Annotated in this window: 16 protein-coding genes and 2 pseudogenes; 6 read left to right on the top strand and 12 right to left on the bottom strand. The window is 71.3% G+C overall.

The features are described from left to right. The 6 genes and pseudogenes from MZTS_RS23380 to MZTS_RS23405 all read left to right on the top strand — a co-directional run. Positions 1–319: pseudogene (locus tag MZTS_RS23380) on the top strand (metallophosphoesterase); the annotation flags it as partial. A 75-nt stretch (positions 320–394) separates the two neighbouring features. After that, a complete protein-coding gene (locus MZTS_RS23385) occupies positions 395–1,168 on the top strand; it encodes a metallophosphoesterase (protein WP_012454472.1) in 774 nt (257 codons plus the stop codon). Positions 1,169–1,211: 43 nt separating this feature from the next. Next, on the top strand, positions 1,212–1,499 hold the full coding sequence (locus tag MZTS_RS23390) for a hypothetical protein (RefSeq protein ID WP_009861606.1): 288 nt from the start codon (positions 1,212–1,214) through the stop codon (positions 1,497–1,499). 35 nt (positions 1,500–1,534) lie between these two features. Continuing rightward, on the top strand, positions 1,535–3,322 hold the full coding sequence (locus MZTS_RS25400; protein WP_246482247.1) for an AAA family ATPase: 1,788 nt from the start codon (positions 1,535–1,537) through the stop codon (positions 3,320–3,322). A 71-nt stretch (positions 3,323–3,393) separates the two neighbouring features. Continuing rightward, positions 3,394–4,380, top strand: coding sequence for a metallophosphoesterase family protein (locus MZTS_RS23400; protein WP_012454470.1), 987 nt, complete (start codon positions 3,394–3,396; stop codon positions 4,378–4,380). Between the two features lie 119 nt (positions 4,381–4,499). Then, the gene (locus MZTS_RS23405) at positions 4,500–5,477 is read left to right on the top strand and encodes a 3'-5' exonuclease (RefSeq protein WP_012454469.1); all 978 of its coding nucleotides are present in this window, start codon (positions 4,500–4,502) and stop codon (positions 5,475–5,477) included. Between the two features lie 279 nt (positions 5,478–5,756). Here MZTS_RS23405 and MZTS_RS23410 read toward each other — a convergent pair whose 3' ends face one another. From MZTS_RS23410 to MZTS_RS23460, 12 genes and pseudogenes are all read right to left on the bottom strand, one after another. Then, entirely contained in the window at positions 5,757–7,220 is a 1,464-nt protein-coding gene (locus MZTS_RS23410; protein WP_246482248.1) for a P-loop NTPase family protein, read from the bottom strand. A 355-nt stretch (positions 7,221–7,575) separates the two neighbouring features. Beyond that, positions 7,576–7,818 (bottom strand): annotated as a pseudogene (locus MZTS_RS25405) (AAA family ATPase); the annotation flags it as partial. Then, positions 7,815–8,345 carry a hypothetical protein gene (locus MZTS_RS23415; RefSeq protein ID WP_012454467.1) on the bottom strand — a complete coding sequence of 177 codons (531 nt, stop codon included), beginning with the start codon at positions 8,343–8,345 and terminating at the stop codon, positions 7,815–7,817. The pseudogene MZTS_RS25405 and the gene MZTS_RS23415, both read right to left, overlap by 4 nt. Beyond that, complete coding sequence (locus tag MZTS_RS23420; protein WP_012454466.1) at positions 8,345–9,583, bottom strand: SIR2 family protein; 1,239 nt, start codon at positions 9,581–9,583, stop codon at positions 8,345–8,347. The genes MZTS_RS23415 and MZTS_RS23420 overlap by 1 nt, the downstream gene beginning before the upstream one ends. A gap of 501 nt (positions 9,584–10,084) precedes the next feature. After that, entirely contained in the window at positions 10,085–10,609 is a 525-nt protein-coding gene (locus MZTS_RS23425) for a uracil-DNA glycosylase family protein (protein ID WP_012454465.1), read from the bottom strand. 125 nt (positions 10,610–10,734) lie between these two features. Beyond that, positions 10,735–11,115: a hypothetical protein gene (locus tag MZTS_RS23430; protein ID WP_009862577.1), complete on the bottom strand. Its 381-nt coding sequence runs from the start codon at positions 11,113–11,115 to the stop codon at positions 10,735–10,737. 58 nt (positions 11,116–11,173) lie between these two features. Continuing rightward, complete coding sequence (locus MZTS_RS23435) at positions 11,174–12,259, bottom strand: glycosyltransferase (RefSeq protein ID WP_012454464.1); 1,086 nt, start codon at positions 12,257–12,259, stop codon at positions 11,174–11,176. Positions 12,260–12,354: 95 nt separating this feature from the next. Beyond that, positions 12,355–12,993: a c-type cytochrome gene (locus MZTS_RS23440; RefSeq protein ID WP_009864849.1), complete on the bottom strand. Its 639-nt coding sequence runs from the start codon at positions 12,991–12,993 to the stop codon at positions 12,355–12,357. A 103-nt stretch (positions 12,994–13,096) separates the two neighbouring features. Then, a complete protein-coding gene (locus tag MZTS_RS23445) occupies positions 13,097–13,807 on the bottom strand; it encodes a copper-binding protein (RefSeq protein WP_012454463.1) in 711 nt (236 codons plus the stop codon). Between the two features lie 71 nt (positions 13,808–13,878). Then, positions 13,879–14,163: a copper-binding protein gene (locus tag MZTS_RS23450; protein WP_012454462.1), complete on the bottom strand. Its 285-nt coding sequence runs from the start codon at positions 14,161–14,163 to the stop codon at positions 13,879–13,881. Positions 14,164–14,333: 170 nt separating this feature from the next. Continuing rightward, a complete protein-coding gene (locus tag MZTS_RS23455) occupies positions 14,334–15,755 on the bottom strand; it encodes a multicopper oxidase family protein (protein ID WP_041371993.1) in 1,422 nt (473 codons plus the stop codon). Between the two features lie 33 nt (positions 15,756–15,788). Beyond that, positions 15,789–16,800 (bottom strand): TolC family protein (locus tag MZTS_RS23460; RefSeq protein ID WP_192285658.1); only part of this gene is annotated, 1,012 nt, incomplete at its 5' end.

Raw genomic sequence — 16,800 nt, forward strand, 5'->3', positions numbered from 1 at the left:
GACCGTGAGCGCGATGCGCGCGGTCGAACCCCCTTGCGCCCGGCGACGCTGGGACGCCGCGCTCCGGGGCGATCCGGTCGCGACCACGCGCATCGCGCTCACGGTCCTGCGCCTGGAAGGGGTGAGCGGACCGGCGGCCGACACCGTCGCGAGCGCCCTGCTGCTGCGTGCCTTGTGCGGTGATCGAACCGCCCCGGTCGTCCTCGCAAGCGCGCTGAGGCGATTGGCGCGCCGACGTCCGGACGAGCGTCACCTGGTCGAACTCGCCGCGCGGTGGGCGGCCTGGGTGCCGCGCGTCCCGCCGGCGCCGCGGCCGTGACCGACCGGGACCGGTTCGCCCCGGCGCCGGCCGAGAACCCCTGCCCCGCATCCCAATCGCCCAAGGACGGCACCCATGCGCATCTGGATCCTGTCGGACCTCCACCAAGGAGTGGGAGGGCCACCGTGGAACCCGGCCCGTATCCCCGAAGCCGACGTGGTGGTCGTCGCGGGCGACGTCTGCGAGGGGCTGGGCGCCGCGGTGGACTGGGCGGCCGAAGCGCTCGGACGCCACATGCCGGTCGTGATGGTCGCCGGCAACCACGAGTTTTACCGCCGCATCCACGGCGAGGAACTCGCGCTGGGCCGTGCCGCCGCGCAAGCCGCCGGCATTCACCTGTTGGAGGACGAGGCGGTCGCGCTCGGCGGCGTCCGGTTCTGCGGGGCCACCCTCTGGACCGACTATGCGCTCGATGGCCTTGAACGGCGGCGGGCGGCGATGGACGCCGCCGGCCGTGGCCTCAACGACCACCGGCGCATCCGCTGGGGCCACGCGCGGCGGCCCTTCCGCCCGGAGGAGGCGCTCGGCCTGCACGAGGCCTCGCGCGCCTTCCTGGACGCCGTCCTCCGGGAGACCCCCGGCGGGTTGCCCCAGGTGGTGGTCACGCACCACGGCCCGGCACCGGCCTCCGTCGCGCCGGTCTTCGCCGGCGACCCGCTGAACCCGGCCTTCGTCTCCGATCTCGGGCCGATGATCGAGGACCGGCGCCCCGCCCTCTGGGTTCACGGTCACGTCCACGCCAGCCTCGACTACGTGCACGCCGCCACACGGGTGATCTGCAACCCCCGCGGGTACGGCTCCGAGAACCCGGCCTTCCGCGCGGATCTCGTGGTGGAGGTCGGCGCGTGAGGACGCCTCCCGCATCGGGCGTCGCGGCAAACGGGGGACTTGGATGACCGCCTACCTTCCGGCCGACCTGCACGAGCAGGTCGCCGCCCTGCGCACGCTGCTCGGCCGCCTGGAGCGGGTCGTCGCGGGGGCGTCGCCGATCCGCAGGGAGCTCGCGTGGGCCCCCCTCGTCGAGGGCTGGGTGCCCGCCTCGCAGCCGCTTCCCGCCATCGTCGGCGTGATCGACGGGAGCGCCGTGCTCACGGGCCGGATGTGGGCGCTCGACCCGAACCTCAGATGGGCGCTGACGGAGGAGGGCTGGCTGCGCCTCGGCCAGCGCGGCGAAGCCTGACGCGTCGGACCACGAAGATGGAGGACGAATTTCCTTTGACCGGTCCTGTCGTACCCCCGAGCCTCGCGCGCAGGATCGTCCTGCGCCACCTGCCGCGCATCCTGCGTGCGGGCCTAGATCCCGACGGCTTGTACGGTCGGGTGCCGGTGATGCTGGCGCGCGACGCGGGGGCCGTCGACGCCGGCCTCGGCGAGGCGGTCCTGGCCTGGATCGCGCATGGACCGGCGCGGGACATCCACGACGACCTTCCGGAGATGGCCGCCGGGACGGCGCCGCGGGGCCCCAGGGCCCTGCTCAGGCGCGTCCTGAGGTTGCGCTCTGACGGCCGCGATGAGCGGCCGTCAGAGGTCCATCCCTCGGAGGCCCGCACGCTCGTCGGCCTCCTCGACGGGTTCGCGGCCGCCCACGACTCCGTCACGGTCCGGGAGATCGCGGACGCGGTCCTCGTGTTGACCGCCTCGCCCGCCGACCGGTCGGCCGCGGCGCGCTTGGCCGCCTCGATATGGCGGGAGCTGCCGCGCATCGACGAGAGCGCGGCGATCCTCCGGCTCCTCGACATGGCGGAAGAGTTCGACGACGACGACGACAACTTCGTCTCGGCCGAGGCGGGCCGGCACGGACTCCTGCCCTTGCCCATGCCCGAGGACGCCCGGGCCGAGGTTCTGCGCCGGGCGTGGGTCGAGGCCATCGACGCGGCCATCGCGGACCTGCGGGTGCAGGCCCGCGCCCTGGCGCTCGGCCTGTCCGCGCTCGCCGTCGGCGAGACCGAGCGCTACTACGGGACTGAGGGGATCGGGAGCGCGGCGCTCCGGTTCGGCGAGGCGGCGCTCGGACCCGTCGAGCGGCGCGCCCGCGCCGCCGAGCGCAGGCGCGCCGAGCTGGCCGCCGCGCGCAAGACCGCCGAGATGCCCGGGAGCGCCGCGCCCGCGCCGGCGGACGAGCCCGACGCGGGCGTGCCCGAGGGACACGTCCTGGTCTGTCCGGCCATCGGCGCCACCGGCTCCGGCAAGGGCCGCGACGTGACCAAGGGGTACGAGAAGTCCATCGCCAAGCCCCTCCCGTTGGTCCCGACGCCCGATCTCGTGCGCGTCCGGCGCCGGCTGCTCTACGAGTTCCCCCAGGCGGGCGGGGCCGTCGATTTCGTCCTATGCGATCTGGTGGGCAAGCCGTTCGTCCGCCTCGGCCACCTCCTCATCGTGGGCCCGCCCGGCAGCGGGAAGTCGCGCTTCGTCCGCCGGTTGGGCGAGGAGCTCGGGACCGGGGTCTTCCGGGTCGACGGCTCGAACGACGCCGGGGCGAGCTTCGGCGGCACGGAGCGGCGGTGGTACTCCGCCGAGCCGGCGCGACCGTTCATGGCGGTGAACCGGTTCCTGCAAGCCAACCCCCTCGTCCTGGTGGACGAGGTGGACAAGGCACCGACCCGCAGCGACTACGGACGGCTCTGGGATGGCATGATTTCCTTCCTAGAGCCCGAGACCGCCGCACGGTTCCCCGACCCCTGCGTGCAGGCGGAGCTCGACCTCTCCTGGGTCTCCGTGGTGGCGACGGCGAACGTGGACTGGAACTTGCCGGCGCCCCTGCTCGACAGGCTGAGGCGGATCGAGTTCCCGCATCCAGGTCCCGAGCATCTTGAGGCGCTGCTCCCCGCCCTGCTCGCCCAGGCCGCGGCCGAGCGCGGGACCGACCCGCGCTGGGTCCAGGGGCTGACGGGCGAGGAGGTGAGGGTCCTCCGCAGGGCATGGCGGGGCGGTTCGGTGCGCCGCCTCCGCCGGATGCTGGACGTCTTGCTGCGCCACCGGGAGCAGGCGGCCGTCAGGCACTGACCGCCACTCGCCCCACCCCACAGCGCGGCCGGCGCCCCTGCCCGCCGCTTCGCGACGGAGAACCCCGGACGTTGTCAGGCCGCATCCTGCCCGAACCGTATGTCCTGCCCCCGGTCTTCCGGCCCGGGCGCGCCCGCCGCAGCCTGGACGCGACCGCGGCCTCCAACGCGCGGACCCCCCTGCTTCCCGCCCGGTCGGAGGGGATGCGGCTCTGGATCATGTCCGACCTCGCCGTCCGCGACGGCGCGTTCGCCCTGCCGGATCCGCTTCCGGACCATGACGCCCTGCTGGTCGCCGGCGGGATCTCCGAGGGGCTGGTGGCCGCGGTCGAGTGGCTCGCCGGGGCGCTCGGCGACCGGAGGGCCGGCCGACCCGTGGTGCTGGTGCCGGGGATCAGCGAGTACCGCGGCGGCTTGCCTCCGCACGAGACCCTGCGGCTCGGGCGCGAGAGGGGGCGTGAACTCGGGATCACCGTGCTGATGGATGAGGCCGTCCGGCTCGACGACGGGCGGGGGGCTGCCGTCCACGTTGTGGGGGCGACGCTCTGGACCGACTGGGCGCTCGGCGGTGCGGCATACGCCGGCGGCGCGCGGGCGCGCGCGCGCAACATGTGGCGGGGCGGCGACAACATTTTGGCGGAGCGCGACCGGACCTGGGGCCCGTACGACGCGGCCGGTGCCCATGCCCGGTCACGCGCCTACATCGAGGACTTCCTCACGAGCGTCGTTATCCAGTCCAACGGCATCTCGGTCCCGCCATCATCGCTGGCCGCCGGGGTGCGTCCCGGCGACCGGGCCGTGGTCCTGACCCACCACGCGCCGTCGGCGCGTTCGCTGCATCCGGGCTGGCCGGAGTGGCAGTGCGAGGAGTGGGAGGCCACGACCTTCGCGTCCGACCTGGAGGACGTCCTCCGGGCATGGGGCGCGCCGGCGCTCTGGGTCCACGGCCGCGTGCCGGCGGCGGCGGACTATCACATCGGAAGGACCCGGGTGCTGGCCAATCCATGGCGGAGGCAGGGCAACCGGGCTTTCGACCCGGCGCTCGTCGTCTGCGTCTGAACCCTCTCCCCTCCGTTTTCCGCCCAGCGAGCCTGCGAGGGCTGCCGCGGACCACGGGAAGCCCCTTTGAGCCCCGCCTCCCGCAGCCCGCCGCGGCGCGAACCCGGAAAGGTCTCGACATGTCCCTCAACGCCATCGCGAACGTGACCGCGCGCCCCGGACTCCAGGCGCCGGGCGGCGCGGCCCGCCTCGCCGCGGGCGCGACGTTGCTCGACGGCCACGCCCCCGCGGCGCCTCAGAGACACCGTCCGGACCGGCCGGAGGCGCGGACCGGCGTCGCGGAGCCGGCCGGCCTCCACCAGGCGTTGCTCGTCCTCGATATCGAGACGGTGCCCGACGAGGAGCAGGTTCCGTCGGATTGGCCGTCCGAGAAATTTCCGAAGGCGGCCTGGCACAAGGTGGTCGCGGTCTCCTTCGTCGAGGCAGCCATCGCCCGCGACGCGGCGACCGGAACCGAGGCATACCAGATCCGGTCGTGCCGGAGCGGGGGCGAGCCTGGATGGGATGAGGAGCGCCTGCTGCGGGCCTTCTGGAAGTTCTTCGCGGCCGGCCGCTACAGGGTCGTCACCTGGAACGGCCGCAGCTTCGACCTCCCCACGCTCCTGCTGCGCTCGTTGATGCACGGTATCGCGGTGCCCTCCTGGTACAGGAGGGGGACCAAGTGGGACGGCTACGGCCACCGCTACGCCGTAGACTGGCACGCGGACCTGATGGAGGTCCTGGCCGAGTTCGGGGCCTGCGCGCGGCTGACCCTGGAGGAGGCCGCCGGGCTCCTGGCCCTGCCCGGGAAGCTGGGCGAGCACGGCTCGCAGGTCGCCGCCATGATCGCCCGCGGCGAGATCGGGCGCGTGCGGGCCTATTGCGAGACCGACTGCCTGAACCTCTTCGTGCTGTACCTGCGCTGGGCGCACCTCACCGGAAGGACCGGCCCGGAGGCCCACGACGCTGCCATCGACGGCCTGATCCGGTACCTGGAGTCCGAACGGGCGGCGCGCCCGCACCTCGGTGCCTTCGTGGACGCATGGCGGCGGGCGACCGAATCCCGGTCCGCCTTCGTCTCCCGGCCGCCGCAGGCTTGGCCCGCCGTGGCGGGCTGAGGTCGGCCGGCCTGGACGCTCCCGCGCACGACCGGGACGGGCTCGCCGGCGACGAGGGCTTGGTCGGCGGGGCCAACGACTGGGACCGGGCCGCCGCCGTGGGGAGCGCTGGCACCGCCGGCCTGTCCCGACGGACGTCCCCATCGCCGATGGGTCGCGGCGAGCACGGCCGTCGCACGCGCGCAGCCTTCCGTCGTCGAGGGTACGGGCGCGTCTATCGCGGGTGGGACACTTGCCCCGGCCGGATGGGCCGCGACGCCGGCGGATACCCGCGCCGTTTCAGCCGGCCGCACTCAGGTCCCTGGTCCTCCCGAGCACGCCGGCCATTGCCGGTGCGATATCCGTCGAGCGGGTGATCGAGGCCCCGCCCCCGGAAACCAGATCCAGGTCGTGACGCCGGCCGGGCGACGTGGGCTCGCTGATCAGGCGCCGGCACAGCAACTCAGCCAGCGACGGATCCTCGACGGCACAGACGATCTGCCGGCCCGATCGCTGCAGGGCTGAGAGCACCTCGACGAGGTGCAGGGCCCGGAAATCGTCGATGTGCTGGACCGGGTCGTCGAGCATGAGCGTCCGCCAGGTGCACCACGGTCGGGACAGGTGAACGGAGAGGAGGAAGGCCAGGCCGGCCGCACGCCTCTGCCCGCTGCTGAACACGAATTGCGGGTTCAGCCCGTTGCCGACCCTCAAGCTCAGGAAGCGCTTCACGTCGCCGCGTATGCCGTAATCGATGGTGCGCCACTCGGAGTGCGGGCGGAGCCGTTGATACAGCTCGTTCAGCAGCGGGCTGATGACCGCGAGGCGCTCGTCGATGATCTCGGCATTCGTCCTGCGGACGGTACGGTCCAGCGTCCGGGCGGCGGTCACGGCCGCGCGGGCCCGCGCGAGCCGGTCCGCCGCGGCGTCGGCTTCCACCCGGAGCGCTTCGAGATGCGCTTCTAGGTCCGTCACGCGTTCCACCGCCTGCGAGGCTTCCAAGGTGAGGATGCTCCGCTCCAGGTCGATCAACCGGCTCCGTTCGGCCTGCACGGCCGCGTCGAGGGCGCCGGCGTCGTGCGCGAGCTTCCCGTCCAGCGAGCGTCGCACGAGCTCGGCCGACAGCGCCTCTTCGCGGGCCGACAGCTCGGCCTCGGCGGACGCGAACCGGAGGACCGCCGCCTCGGTCTCCCGCAGGATCTCGGCCGCGGCCTCGTGCCGGGTCCGGGCCGCCGCGAGTTCGGCGCGCGCCTCCGGCACCCCCGAGCGCCGGGCGGCGAGCCGCTCGCGCGCAGCCGCGAGCCCCGTCTCGAATTCGGAGGCGCCTTGCGGCGCGCGACAGAGCGGGCAGCGGTCGTCATGAAGCCCGACCCGGCTGCCATGGTCGACCAGGATGGCCAGCGACGCGGCGAGCGCGTCGGTCTCCTGCTCCTTGTGAAGGCGCGCCTCGGCAGCCTCCAGCGCGTGGCGGGCCGCCCGGACCGCGGCCTCGGCCTCGGCCGCCGCCACCGCCGCCGCGTCCCGGCCCGCGCGGAAATCGGGGCCGGCGACCGTGTCGCGCAGCGCGGTCACCGCGCGAACCTCGTCCGCGACCCCACCCATCTCGCCGAGGCTCAGCCGGCGGCGGGCCAGCGCCTGCCGCGCCGCCGCGACCCGGCTGCCCAAGTCCTGGCCGCCGGCCGGCGTCAGTCCGTCCAGGCTGGACAGGGCGGCGGCGATGTCGCCGGCCTGCAGGGCGACGTCCCGGGTCTCCTCCAGATCGGTCAACGCCGCCGTCAGGCGCGCGCGCCTCCTCGTAGGCGTGCGCGGCCGTATTGTGCGCGCCCTCGGCGGAGGACATGACCTCGCGCGCCTTGGCGGCGTAATCCGGGCCTTCGATGGCGCCCAGCGCCGCCCGCACGAGCTCGAAGCGCTGCGTTTCCGTCAGGTCGAGGCTGAGCGCCGCGATCCATTCGTCGCGGATGATGGAGGTCCTGCAGACCTGCTGCAGCGCCCGCTCGGGCTTCGCGCCCGGGACGCAGAGCAGTGCCTCGATGCGGGCCGCGTCCCGGTCGGCGCCGGTCTCGCGCGAGCGCGTCACGGCAAAGCCGCTCCCGTCATCGGCACGGAACCCCACCGTGACGAAGTGCGCCTCCGGCTGCCCCTCGCCGCGCCACCAGACATAGTCGTCGAGGCTCTCCCTGGCCGCCTTGTCGACGAGGTACTTGTCGATCTGGCCCGTGAGCGCGAACTCGACCGCGTCGCACAGCGTGCTCTTCCCGACGCCGTTGCGTCCGCAGATGACGGTAAAGCCGGGGCCGAAATCCACGCGTTGGCGCTCCCGGAAGCCCCGGAAGCCGCACAGTTCGAGGTAGTCGAGCCTCATGGCGCATCCACCAGGATGCGCGCCACGTCGGAAGCGCTCGCGGCGCCCAGGAAGGCGGCCACCGCGGCGTCCGGAACGTCGCTCAACCGCGACCGCAGACGGGCGCGGTAGTCGGCGCCGCCGATCACGGGCGCGCTGAGAACCGGCAGGAGGGGCAACAACGTCCTTCGCAGGTCGGCCGCCGTGCGCAGGTCGCCGCGCGCGATCTTGCGGGTCATGGAGAAGTTCTCCTCGATCCGCTCGATCTGCCGCGCGAGGCCGGGTTCGGCACCGCCGGCCAGGAACAAGGCGTAGACGTTCCAGGCCTTGGCGCCCGCGGACCGCAGCGAGGCCGCATGTCGGCCGAGCGTGGCCTGCTGGACCTGCCGCCAGTCGGCGAGCAGGCTCTCGCCGCTCCCGAAGACGTGCAGGAAGCCGGCGACGGACGCATTCTCGAAGCAGACGACCGGCACGCTGCCGCCCGGCCAGGTCCAAGTCTCGTAGCCGGCCGAGCGGAGCAGCACCTCGGATTGGGTCGCGATGTCCATCACACACCGAGCTCCTGGCGTGCCGCGGGAAGGTCGAGCCACGCCGCCGAAGCGCCCGGCCGGATGATGTCGCCCGGGCGCCCCTCCCGCACGAGGTTCACCGGCAGGCCGACGTCGACGGCGCCGGCGCAGACCACGACGTCGGCGACCTCGAACGGTGTCTCCCTGAACCGGTCCTGCGTCGTCTGGAGCAGCGTACCCGAACCGTTCACGACCCTGACCCGGCGGCCGGCGAGATCATAGCCGACGGAGGTCTGGACGGCGCCGGCACGGCGCAGCAACAGGTGCGCGTAGCCCAAGACTTCGGAAGGGCCGGGGTTCCGCAAGGTCGCGGCGGCGGTGGCCGGCACGCCTTCGGCGTCCCGACGAAGGCCGTAGAGGTCCTCGCTGCCCAGATCGGGGGGATCGAGCCAGGCCGATTCGCACGCCGCCCCCGTCTCCCTCTCCACCGCGGCGCGTCCGGCGTGCAGCACCTTGCGGAGGTAAGCCCGGGAGAACGCCCGGCGGAGTTCGTCGAGGACCTCGGCCCCCGAGCGCCTGACATGCGCGAAGCGGACGTTCCCCGAATTGGCCAACGTCCAGAGCTCGGGGGCCTTGGCCTGCAGGACGTCCTCGCCCGCGAGGTCGACCAGGGTCACCGACAGCGGCGCGACGCCCGTCATCGCCTCGGCGAGAACGGCATTGAGGTAGGACCAGTCCGACCAGAAGCCGACGACGAGCAGGTCCTTCTCGCGCAGGTTCGCCGCCATCCAGGTCTTGGTCTTGGCGATGCGCGCGGCGATCACGCCGTCCTCGGTGAGCTGCGACGCCGTCCAGACGGTGGCGCGCCGCTCGCGCACCGAGCAGCCATGGAACTTGAGCAAGGGCGCGTGCATGCGGGCCCGCACGGTGGCCTCGTCGCCGTCGAGCGAGGCGGCGAGGTCGAACCCGTAATCCTGTGCGCGGCGCTCGATCAGGTTGTCGTAGTTCGCCGATACGGCGCCGGCAGCCATGCGCGTGATCAGGAAGTCCGCCACCGCCGCGTGGCCGGCGTTCGGCGGCCTGACGAAACTCTCCCAGGGAACGAGGGCCTCGATGAAGACCGAGCCGAGGGTGTCGTCCCTCGCGAAGATCTCCGCCAAGGCTTCCAGGTCGCCGCGCAACCCCGGCGGGCACGCGGGGTCGATGCTCATGACATACCGGTCGTAGCAACTGGTGGCCACGGACCATGCCGACGGTAGGGAGCTCGGCGGCGCCATCGACAATCCGGCACCGCAGAGTATGACGAGGCGCCCCGCTTCCATGGAGGCGAGCAATCGCGCACGAACCGCCGCGTCCAACCCGTTCCTCCCTTGCCTCGCGAACCTTTACGGTGGCGTAGACCGAGATCACACTCAAGGCAAAGTAAGGCGACCCAGCTTCTCTCGCCCACGCCGCACGCGCATCGAACCGTCGGCCCAGAAAGTCGCGCCGGCGTAGGTTGCGCGCTGTCGTCTCGGCGACAAGGTTTCAGGCCGCCTGTTCCGGGCCGGGGCGGCTGATGGGTCTGGCGAGACAGGTCCGAGGCGCGGGCCCGCATGGCTTCTCTGGGCAAGGCCCGGCGGCTGTCCCGCCCTCAAGGCAGCGTCGGCTGCACCTCGCGCTGGACCTTGGCGGGCAAGCCGTACAACTCTCCCATCAGGGCGATGAACTCGCCCTAGCCACCGTAGCTGGGGTGGCGGACCCGCTCGGCCGTCATGCCCAAATCCGCCAGGGCCGCCTCAGCGTCCCTCGTGATAGCGACCATGGTGCGAGGGCGCGGTTCCGAGACCAGCCATTCGAGGAGGTGGGGGGAAGCCTGCCGTTCGAGACCGGCTGTGGCAGCGATTGGGAAGCGGGCCGCCGGAGGCGTGCGGGTGGAGCGGGAAGACATTCCAGAGGAAGACCGGGCGCCGCAGGTGCCGGAGGACCTGCCAGGTCACCGTCGCGGTGCGCTCGGCCACCGCCGGCCCCCGGGCGGCCCGTGAGAGCGGCAACTGCCCATGGAGGCCGGCATGGGCGGGGAGGTGAGCCTCGTCCGTGAGCGCCAGGCCAGTGCGCCGCCCGCCGCGATACCCGAGGTCGCGCGCTATCCAGATCGGATCGACGCCTCCCGCGAGGGCCGCCTCCGGAACGAGCCGCAGGTTCTCCCTCCGGATCTGCGGGGCGTCGGCCCCGTCGTGATCCGGACAGACCACGGCGTAGGGGTTGAACGCGTCACGGAAGCGAAGCGCCGCCAGGGCATCGATGAAGGCGGCCGGTGTCATGTCGGCAGGCTCGCGACCGCAGGCCGGGCCGGGGCTTCCTGGGACGACCGGCGACCGGCCTGCCTGACAGCTAGCCGCTTCGCCGACCGTTACCGCACCTGCGGCGGCTTCGTGATCCCGGCCGCTCAAGCCTTGTTCGTGAACCGCGCGGTGGCGGCCTTGCCGCCGACCTTGAGCGAAACCGTTGCCACGACCTGGCCACTCGCCGCGACGGGAAGCTTGCCCTGCACGCTGTTGGAGCCGGCCGGGCTGAGGTCGACCTTGTAGCTCTTGCCGCCGACGAGCACCGTTGCGGTGCCCGAGACCTGGGACGCCGGAACGGGCTTGCGCATCTCGTCCAGGACGTAGACGGTCACGTCGGTGTCCTTCACCACGAGTTCCAGCCAGAGCTCCTGGGCCTCCTGCACGAGGCCGCCGTGCGCGGCCTTGGGTGCCTCGCCATGGGCGAGGGCAGAACCGGATGCGAGGCTGAGGGCAAGAACCAACGGAATCGCGAAGAGCTTCATCGTGCTTTCCTCGTAACAAGCCAGAAATCGGTGGTAAACGCGTCTTCGGCGCGGTTTTCTAGGTTCCATGTCGCCCGAACAGGGAGGGGCGAAGACTGCTATCCCGTTCCACAACTGCCTCGAACAAGGCGTCGTAGGCCGTGGCCGCGCGCCGCGGGGAGAAGTCAGCCGCGCGCCGCCGGCGTCTCTCAGCGTCGCCCGGATCTTCCAAGACGGCTTCGATAGCCTCGGCCATCTTCGTGGCGTCGCCGACCGGAACGATAACCCCAAGCGCCGGGTCGAGCAGGATCTCGCGCGGCCCGTCGCAATCCGTCGCGACGACCGGCATGCCGTGGGCTAGGGCCTCAACCACGGCAAGACCGAAGGCCTCGACGCGTGAGGACAGAACGAGACAACTCGCCTCCGCAAAGGCCGGCCAGGGTTCCATGACGTAGCCGCGAAGCTCGACCCGGCCGGACAGGCCGAGGCGGTCGATCTCGGCTTCGAGACGCGCATACTCGACCCCCTCGCCGAGGATCACCAAGCGCGCGCTCGGTTGTCGTACCTTGGCGAAGGCGCGCAGGAGGGTCTGATGATCCTTCGCATGGTCCAGGCGACCCACGGAAAGGATGACCGGCACGGTCCGGTTGGGTGCCTTCTCCGCCACGCGATCAGAGAGGACCGGATTGTAGATCCGGCTCAAGCGGCTCGGATTGGCCGCAAGCCTCTCCTGCAGGTATCGGGCAAGCCCGTCCGAGACGGCGATTGTACGAGCGGCCATCCGGGTGAGAAGCGGCGTGGCGAGGTAGCCGATGCGGCTGAGAAGCCCACGCTCGTTCGCCGTATAGCCATGGTACGTGATGACGCTCCGGCGCAAGCGGCCGGCCAGGACCGCTGCCACCGTGTGCTTGAGGTTTGAGGAGGCCAGCGCGGAGATCGTGACGTCCGGCCGCTCGCGACGTATCAGCCCGGCAAGGCGCGCCGTTGAGCGTAGATGTCCGCCTCCTAACACGACAAGCCGAGCATCGGGGCTCAAATGAGCCATGTTTTCCCGGGCCTCGTAATCAACGGCCACAACTACTTCATGTCCGAACTTGCAGAATTCAGTGGCGAGGATTGCCCACACGCGTTCTGCTCCGCCGCCTGCGAGGGCGTGCACGTACATCAGAATTCTACGCGGAACAGGTCTCGGCCTGTCGGAAGCAGGTGGAGCATTCACAGGAAGTACCCTGCCTCGGCGCCGGCGTCGTACGGCTCCCGCTAATGGTTGTGCTTGTGGCGCGCGCCGCCGTCCGGCTGCGCTGTGCTGGAGGGGTTCTCCGCTGCCTTCGTGCCGTCCGTCCCGGCGGCGCCGTGGTTCATTCCGGCATGAGCGTCGCCTGCCTGTGCCTGCATCCACAGGTCGTTGTACTCGTCGTCGGTCATCTCCGGCAGCTTCCGCAGCAGCGCGACCGTCGCCCAAAGCATCTCGTCCCCGTCGCTCGCCATCGACGGCATGCCGCTCATCTTGATCCCGTTCTTCAGGATCCAGAACAGCTCGCCCGCACTGTAGCGCTTCGCGGCCTCCTTGAGATTCGGCGGCTCAGGATACATGCCCTCCGCGACCTCGTTGCGCTTGGTGCCCGGTCCGCCATGGCACGTGGCGCAATGCTCGGCGAAGTGCCCGACGGCCGGCACCAGCTTGGCTTGTTCGTCGTAGCCCGCCGGCGGCAGCAGGCCGGCCGCGTGGGCTCGGATCGAGCGCACCCGTGCCGTCTCCAACACCCACGAGGTCAGGGCCCAGTGCGGCTCCGTCGCGGCGACGTTGAAGACGCCAGCGTAGATCACGGCCGCGGCGGCGACCGTCGCCAGGATGCCGGCCGAGAGCAACGTGAGGAAGGCGATCTTGGCGGTTTGCATGGATGTGTCCTGAGTGACCGGTTCAGAGACGGGCCGCCCACGCGTCAGGTGCGGGGGGGCCGTCGGACGAACTGGGATGAGCGCTCTCGTCGGATCCGTCTTCTCACCGCGCCTTCTGGATGCGCGTGATGGCAAGCTGCCCGTTCACCCGGTCGGCGGAGAACCGGACCCGGTCCCCGGCCTTCACCCCCTTGAGGATGGCAGGGTCGGCAACCCGGTAGGCCATCGTCATGGCGTCCATGTCGATGTTCGGGATGCGCTCGTGGTCCAGCGTGACCTTGCCGGCGGCCTCGTCGACCTTCTGGACGGTCCCGCTCACCAGGGGCGTGTTGGCAGGGGGCTGGGCCGCGGCAGGCTTGGCGGGGGACGCCGGCGCGGGCGACGGCGACGCGGGCTGGGTCGAGCCGCCCGCCTGCGCCTTGCGGTCCAGCGGACCCTCGCCGGACGGCGTCTGGTTCGGCTGCGGCCGGTAGTCCGACTGCCGGCTCCGGACCTGCCATTCCTTGAGGGCGTCGATCTTCTGCTGCTGCTCGTCCTGGATCTTCTGCGCGGTCTCGCGCAGCTGCCGGTCGCCGCCGTAATCGAGCTGCGCCTTGGCGAGGAAGAGGGACTGCTCGTAGCTCGCGATCAGGAGCTCGGCGAAGTCCCGATCCGGGTCCCCGGTCAGCTTGAGGTTCTTGAACCGGTCCGCCATGACCTCGCGCACGCGCTCCAGAGCGGCCGGGGCACCCTTGGCGGGTTGGGCCCAGGCCCCGCCCGAGAGCGGGTTCGCAAGCGCCACGCTCATGGCGGCCGACAGCAATAGACGTCGCATGTGATTTCCTCCGCGGCATGGGGCCGCCGCGCGTGATCGGGCGTGCCCGCGCGGCGGGCCCGTTCGAGGCGCTACTTGGCTTTTTGGATCTGGGTGACGGTGTACTGGCCGCCGGCCTCGTCGACGTCGAACTCGACCTTGTCCCCGGACTTCAGGTCCTTGAGCATCGCCGGGTCCTTGACCTTGTAGGCCATGGTCATGGCGTCCATGTCGAGCTTCGGAATGCGCTCGTGGTCCAGCGTGACCTTGCCGGCGGCCGGGTCGACCTTCGTGACCGTGGCCTTGACCGATTGAGCCCAGGCCGGGCTCGCCAGAGCCAGCAGCGCGGCGAGGGCGAAGGGAGGTACCTTCCTCATCGTATTCTCCTGATGGTCGTTGTGCCGCTGCACGGGCACTTGTTGAGGGGCGATGGCGCCCGCGCAGCGGCTTTCGGGCGGACTAGGTCCACCCGAACCCGTCCGCCGGTGCCCGCCCGCATCGGGGCGTCGTTCCGGCGGAAGCTTGGAAGACATCCGGCATCGCCGGCTCAGTGGTTTCCGTGACCGCCCGGGTTGGAGGCCGTCCGGCGCTTGCGCGGGTCGACCACGCGCAGGTCGGTCTCGCGGGCTTTCCGGCCCTTGGGCGTGTCCGGCGCCCGCGTCGGCTCGGGCAGGGGCTCGCCGGTCCACTCGTAGGCCAGCGTGCCCTCTGGGTGCTGGTACCAGCCCGGATCCCTGTAATCGCCGGGCGCCACGTCGGGGCGGACCTTCAGCACGGTGAACATGCCGCCCATCTCGACCGATCCGAACGGGCCGGCGCCGGTCATCATCGGCAGCGTGTTCTCGGGCAGCGGCATCTCCATCTCGGCCATGGAGCCCATGCCGGTCGAGCCCATCGGCATGTAGCCGGGCGCGATCTTCTGGATGCGCTTCGCCGTGCTCTTCAGGTTCACGCCGATGTAGGTGCGCACCGAGTGGCCCATGGCATTCATGGTGTGGTGCGACTTGTGGCAGTGGACCGCCCAGTCCCCCAGGTTGTCGGCGTTGAACTCGATAGCCCGCATCTGGCCGACCGCGACGTCCGCAGAGACCTCGAACCACTGGCGCTCGGGCGGGATCCAGCCGCCGTCGGTGCCCGTGACCTTGAAGTCGACGCCGTGCACGTGGATCGGGTGGTTGGTCATGGTCAGGTTGCCGAAGCGCATCCGCACCTTGTCGCCCTGGCGCGCGACCATGGGTTCGATGCCCGGCCAGACCCGGCTGTTGAAGCACCACATGTTCATGTCGAGCATCGTGTTGACCTTGGGCACGTAGGACCCGGCCTCGATGTCGTAGGCGTTCAGGAGCCAGACGAAGTCGCGGTCGACCCGCCGCTCGGCGGGATCGCGCGGATGCACGACGAAGAAGCCCATCATGCCCATCGCCATCTGGACCATCTCGTCCGAGTGCGGGTGGTACATGAAGGTGCCCGAGCGCCTCAGGATGAACTCGTAGACGAAGGTCTTGCCCGGCGGGATGCCGGGCTGGTTCAGGCCCGCCACCCCGTCCATCCCGTTGGGCAGGGTCTGGCCGTGCCAGTGGACGGCGGTCGCCTCCGGCAGCTTGTTGGTGACGAAGATGCGGACCTTGTCGCCCTCGACCGCCTCGATGGTCGGCCCGGGCGACTGCCCGTTATAGCCCCAGAGATGCGCCTTCATCCCGGGGGCCATCTCGCGCACGACCGGCTCGGCCACGAGATGGAACTCCTTCCAGTCCCCGCGCATGCGCCACGGCAGCGTCCAGCCGTTGAGCGTCACCACCGGCTGGTAGTCCACCCCGGTGGTCGGCACGAGCGGCGGCTGCGTCGTCGCCTTGTCCATCGAGGGCGCCTCGGGCAGGCCGGCGGCCTGCGTGCGGCCGCTGATCATGGACGTTCCTGCGAGGACGAGCCCCCCAGCGCCCAGCAGGCCCCTTCGCGAGATGTCAGTCATCGGTTTCTCCATGGGTCTCGTGGGGGAGCGGCATCAGCCGCCGGGCGTGGCGGCCGCGAGGGTGTCGCCACCGCCGCCGGCCACCGCCTCGGCTCCAGCCGACTCGCCACCGAAGCCTTCGCCGGTGAAGCCGCCGCCGATGACGGCCGCCCTGAGGTCGGTCGCCGCGATCCAAAAGTCGCGTTGGGCCTCGATGGCCTGGATATTGCTCAGGATCCGCGAGCGGGCGTCGATGATCAGCGTGGTGACGTCGATCAGCATGCCGCTGTACTGCAGCAACGCCTGGTCCTGGATCGTCTTGCGCAGCGGCAGCACGCTGCCCTGGTAGTGCCGGGTGATGTCGTACTGGCCGCGGTAGCGCTGGTAGGCCTCGCGGACCTCCGAACGGGCGTTGACCGCCTTCTCCGCAAGGCGATGGGCGGCGCCGAGATAAGCCTCCCGCGCTCCGCGCACCACCGTCGTCCCGAAGTCGTAGATCGGGATGACCAAGTCGACGGTGTAGCCGCGGCCGAAGCTCTTGTCGCGCGTGACGTTGAAGCCGCCCTGCTCGTTCGGCTCGAACGCCTTCGAGCGCTCGTAACGGTCGGAGTAGCCGATATCGAGCACGTTGATGAAGCCGCTGACCTGGTTGAGGCCGTACTGGCCCGCGAGCGACTGGAGTTCGAAGCGCGCCGTCTGGATGTCCGCGCGTTTCTTGATCGCCTCGGCCTCGATCTGGGTGCCGCTCACCAGCCGACCGGGCAGCGACGGCAAGCCGTTCGGCAGCTTGAAGTCGATCTCGCGCCCCCACAGGCCGAGCAGGCGGATCAGCTTCTCGCGCTCGACCCGCTGCAGGACGCGCGCCTTGGCGAGTTGCGCCCCGAGCTCGCTGTAGAAGGCGTGCTCGCGCGCCTGCTCCAGCTTGTTCAACGCGCCCGTCTCGCCGAGCTGCTTGGCCAGGGTGGAGGCGGAGCCGGCGCTCGCGAGCGCCTGCTCCAGGTAGGCGACGGACTGGTTCGCCGACACCGTGCGATAGAACTGGCGCCGCGCCTCGCCGGCGAGGCGC

Source organism: Methylorubrum zatmanii (assembly GCF_014845115.1).
Lineage (GTDB): Bacteria > Pseudomonadota > Alphaproteobacteria > Rhizobiales > Beijerinckiaceae > Methylobacterium > Methylobacterium zatmanii.

Coding starts and splice junctions, on each gene's coding strand:
- MZTS_RS23385 (WP_012454472.1), top strand. CDS start 395: ATGCGCATCTGGATCCTGTCGGACCTCCACCAAGGAGTGGGAGGGCCA.
- MZTS_RS23450 (WP_012454462.1), bottom strand. CDS start 14,163: ATGAGGAAGGTACCTCCCTTCGCCCTCGCCGCGCTGCTGGCTCTGGCG.
- MZTS_RS23430 (WP_009862577.1), bottom strand. CDS start 11,115: ATGAAGCTCTTCGCGATTCCGTTGGTTCTTGCCCTCAGCCTCGCATCC.
- MZTS_RS23405 (WP_012454469.1), top strand. CDS start 4,500: ATGTCCCTCAACGCCATCGCGAACGTGACCGCGCGCCCCGGACTCCAG.
- MZTS_RS23455 (WP_041371993.1), bottom strand. CDS start 15,755: ATGACTGACATCTCGCGAAGGGGCCTGCTGGGCGCTGGGGGGCTCGTC.
- MZTS_RS23440 (WP_009864849.1), bottom strand. CDS start 12,993: ATGCAAACCGCCAAGATCGCCTTCCTCACGTTGCTCTCGGCCGGCATC.
- MZTS_RS23415 (WP_012454467.1), bottom strand. CDS start 8,345: ATGGACATCGCGACCCAATCCGAGGTGCTGCTCCGCTCGGCCGGCTAC.
- MZTS_RS23390 (WP_009861606.1), top strand. CDS start 1,212: ATGACCGCCTACCTTCCGGCCGACCTGCACGAGCAGGTCGCCGCCCTG.
- MZTS_RS23445 (WP_012454463.1), bottom strand. CDS start 13,807: ATGCGACGTCTATTGCTGTCGGCCGCCATGAGCGTGGCGCTTGCGAAC.
- MZTS_RS23425 (WP_012454465.1), bottom strand. CDS start 10,609: ATGACACCGGCCGCCTTCATCGATGCCCTGGCGGCGCTTCGCTTCCGT.
- MZTS_RS23420 (WP_012454466.1), bottom strand. CDS start 9,583: ATGGCGCCGCCGAGCTCCCTACCGTCGGCATGGTCCGTGGCCACCAGT.
- MZTS_RS23435 (WP_012454464.1), bottom strand. CDS start 12,259: ATGTACGTGCACGCCCTCGCAGGCGGCGGAGCAGAACGCGTGTGGGCA.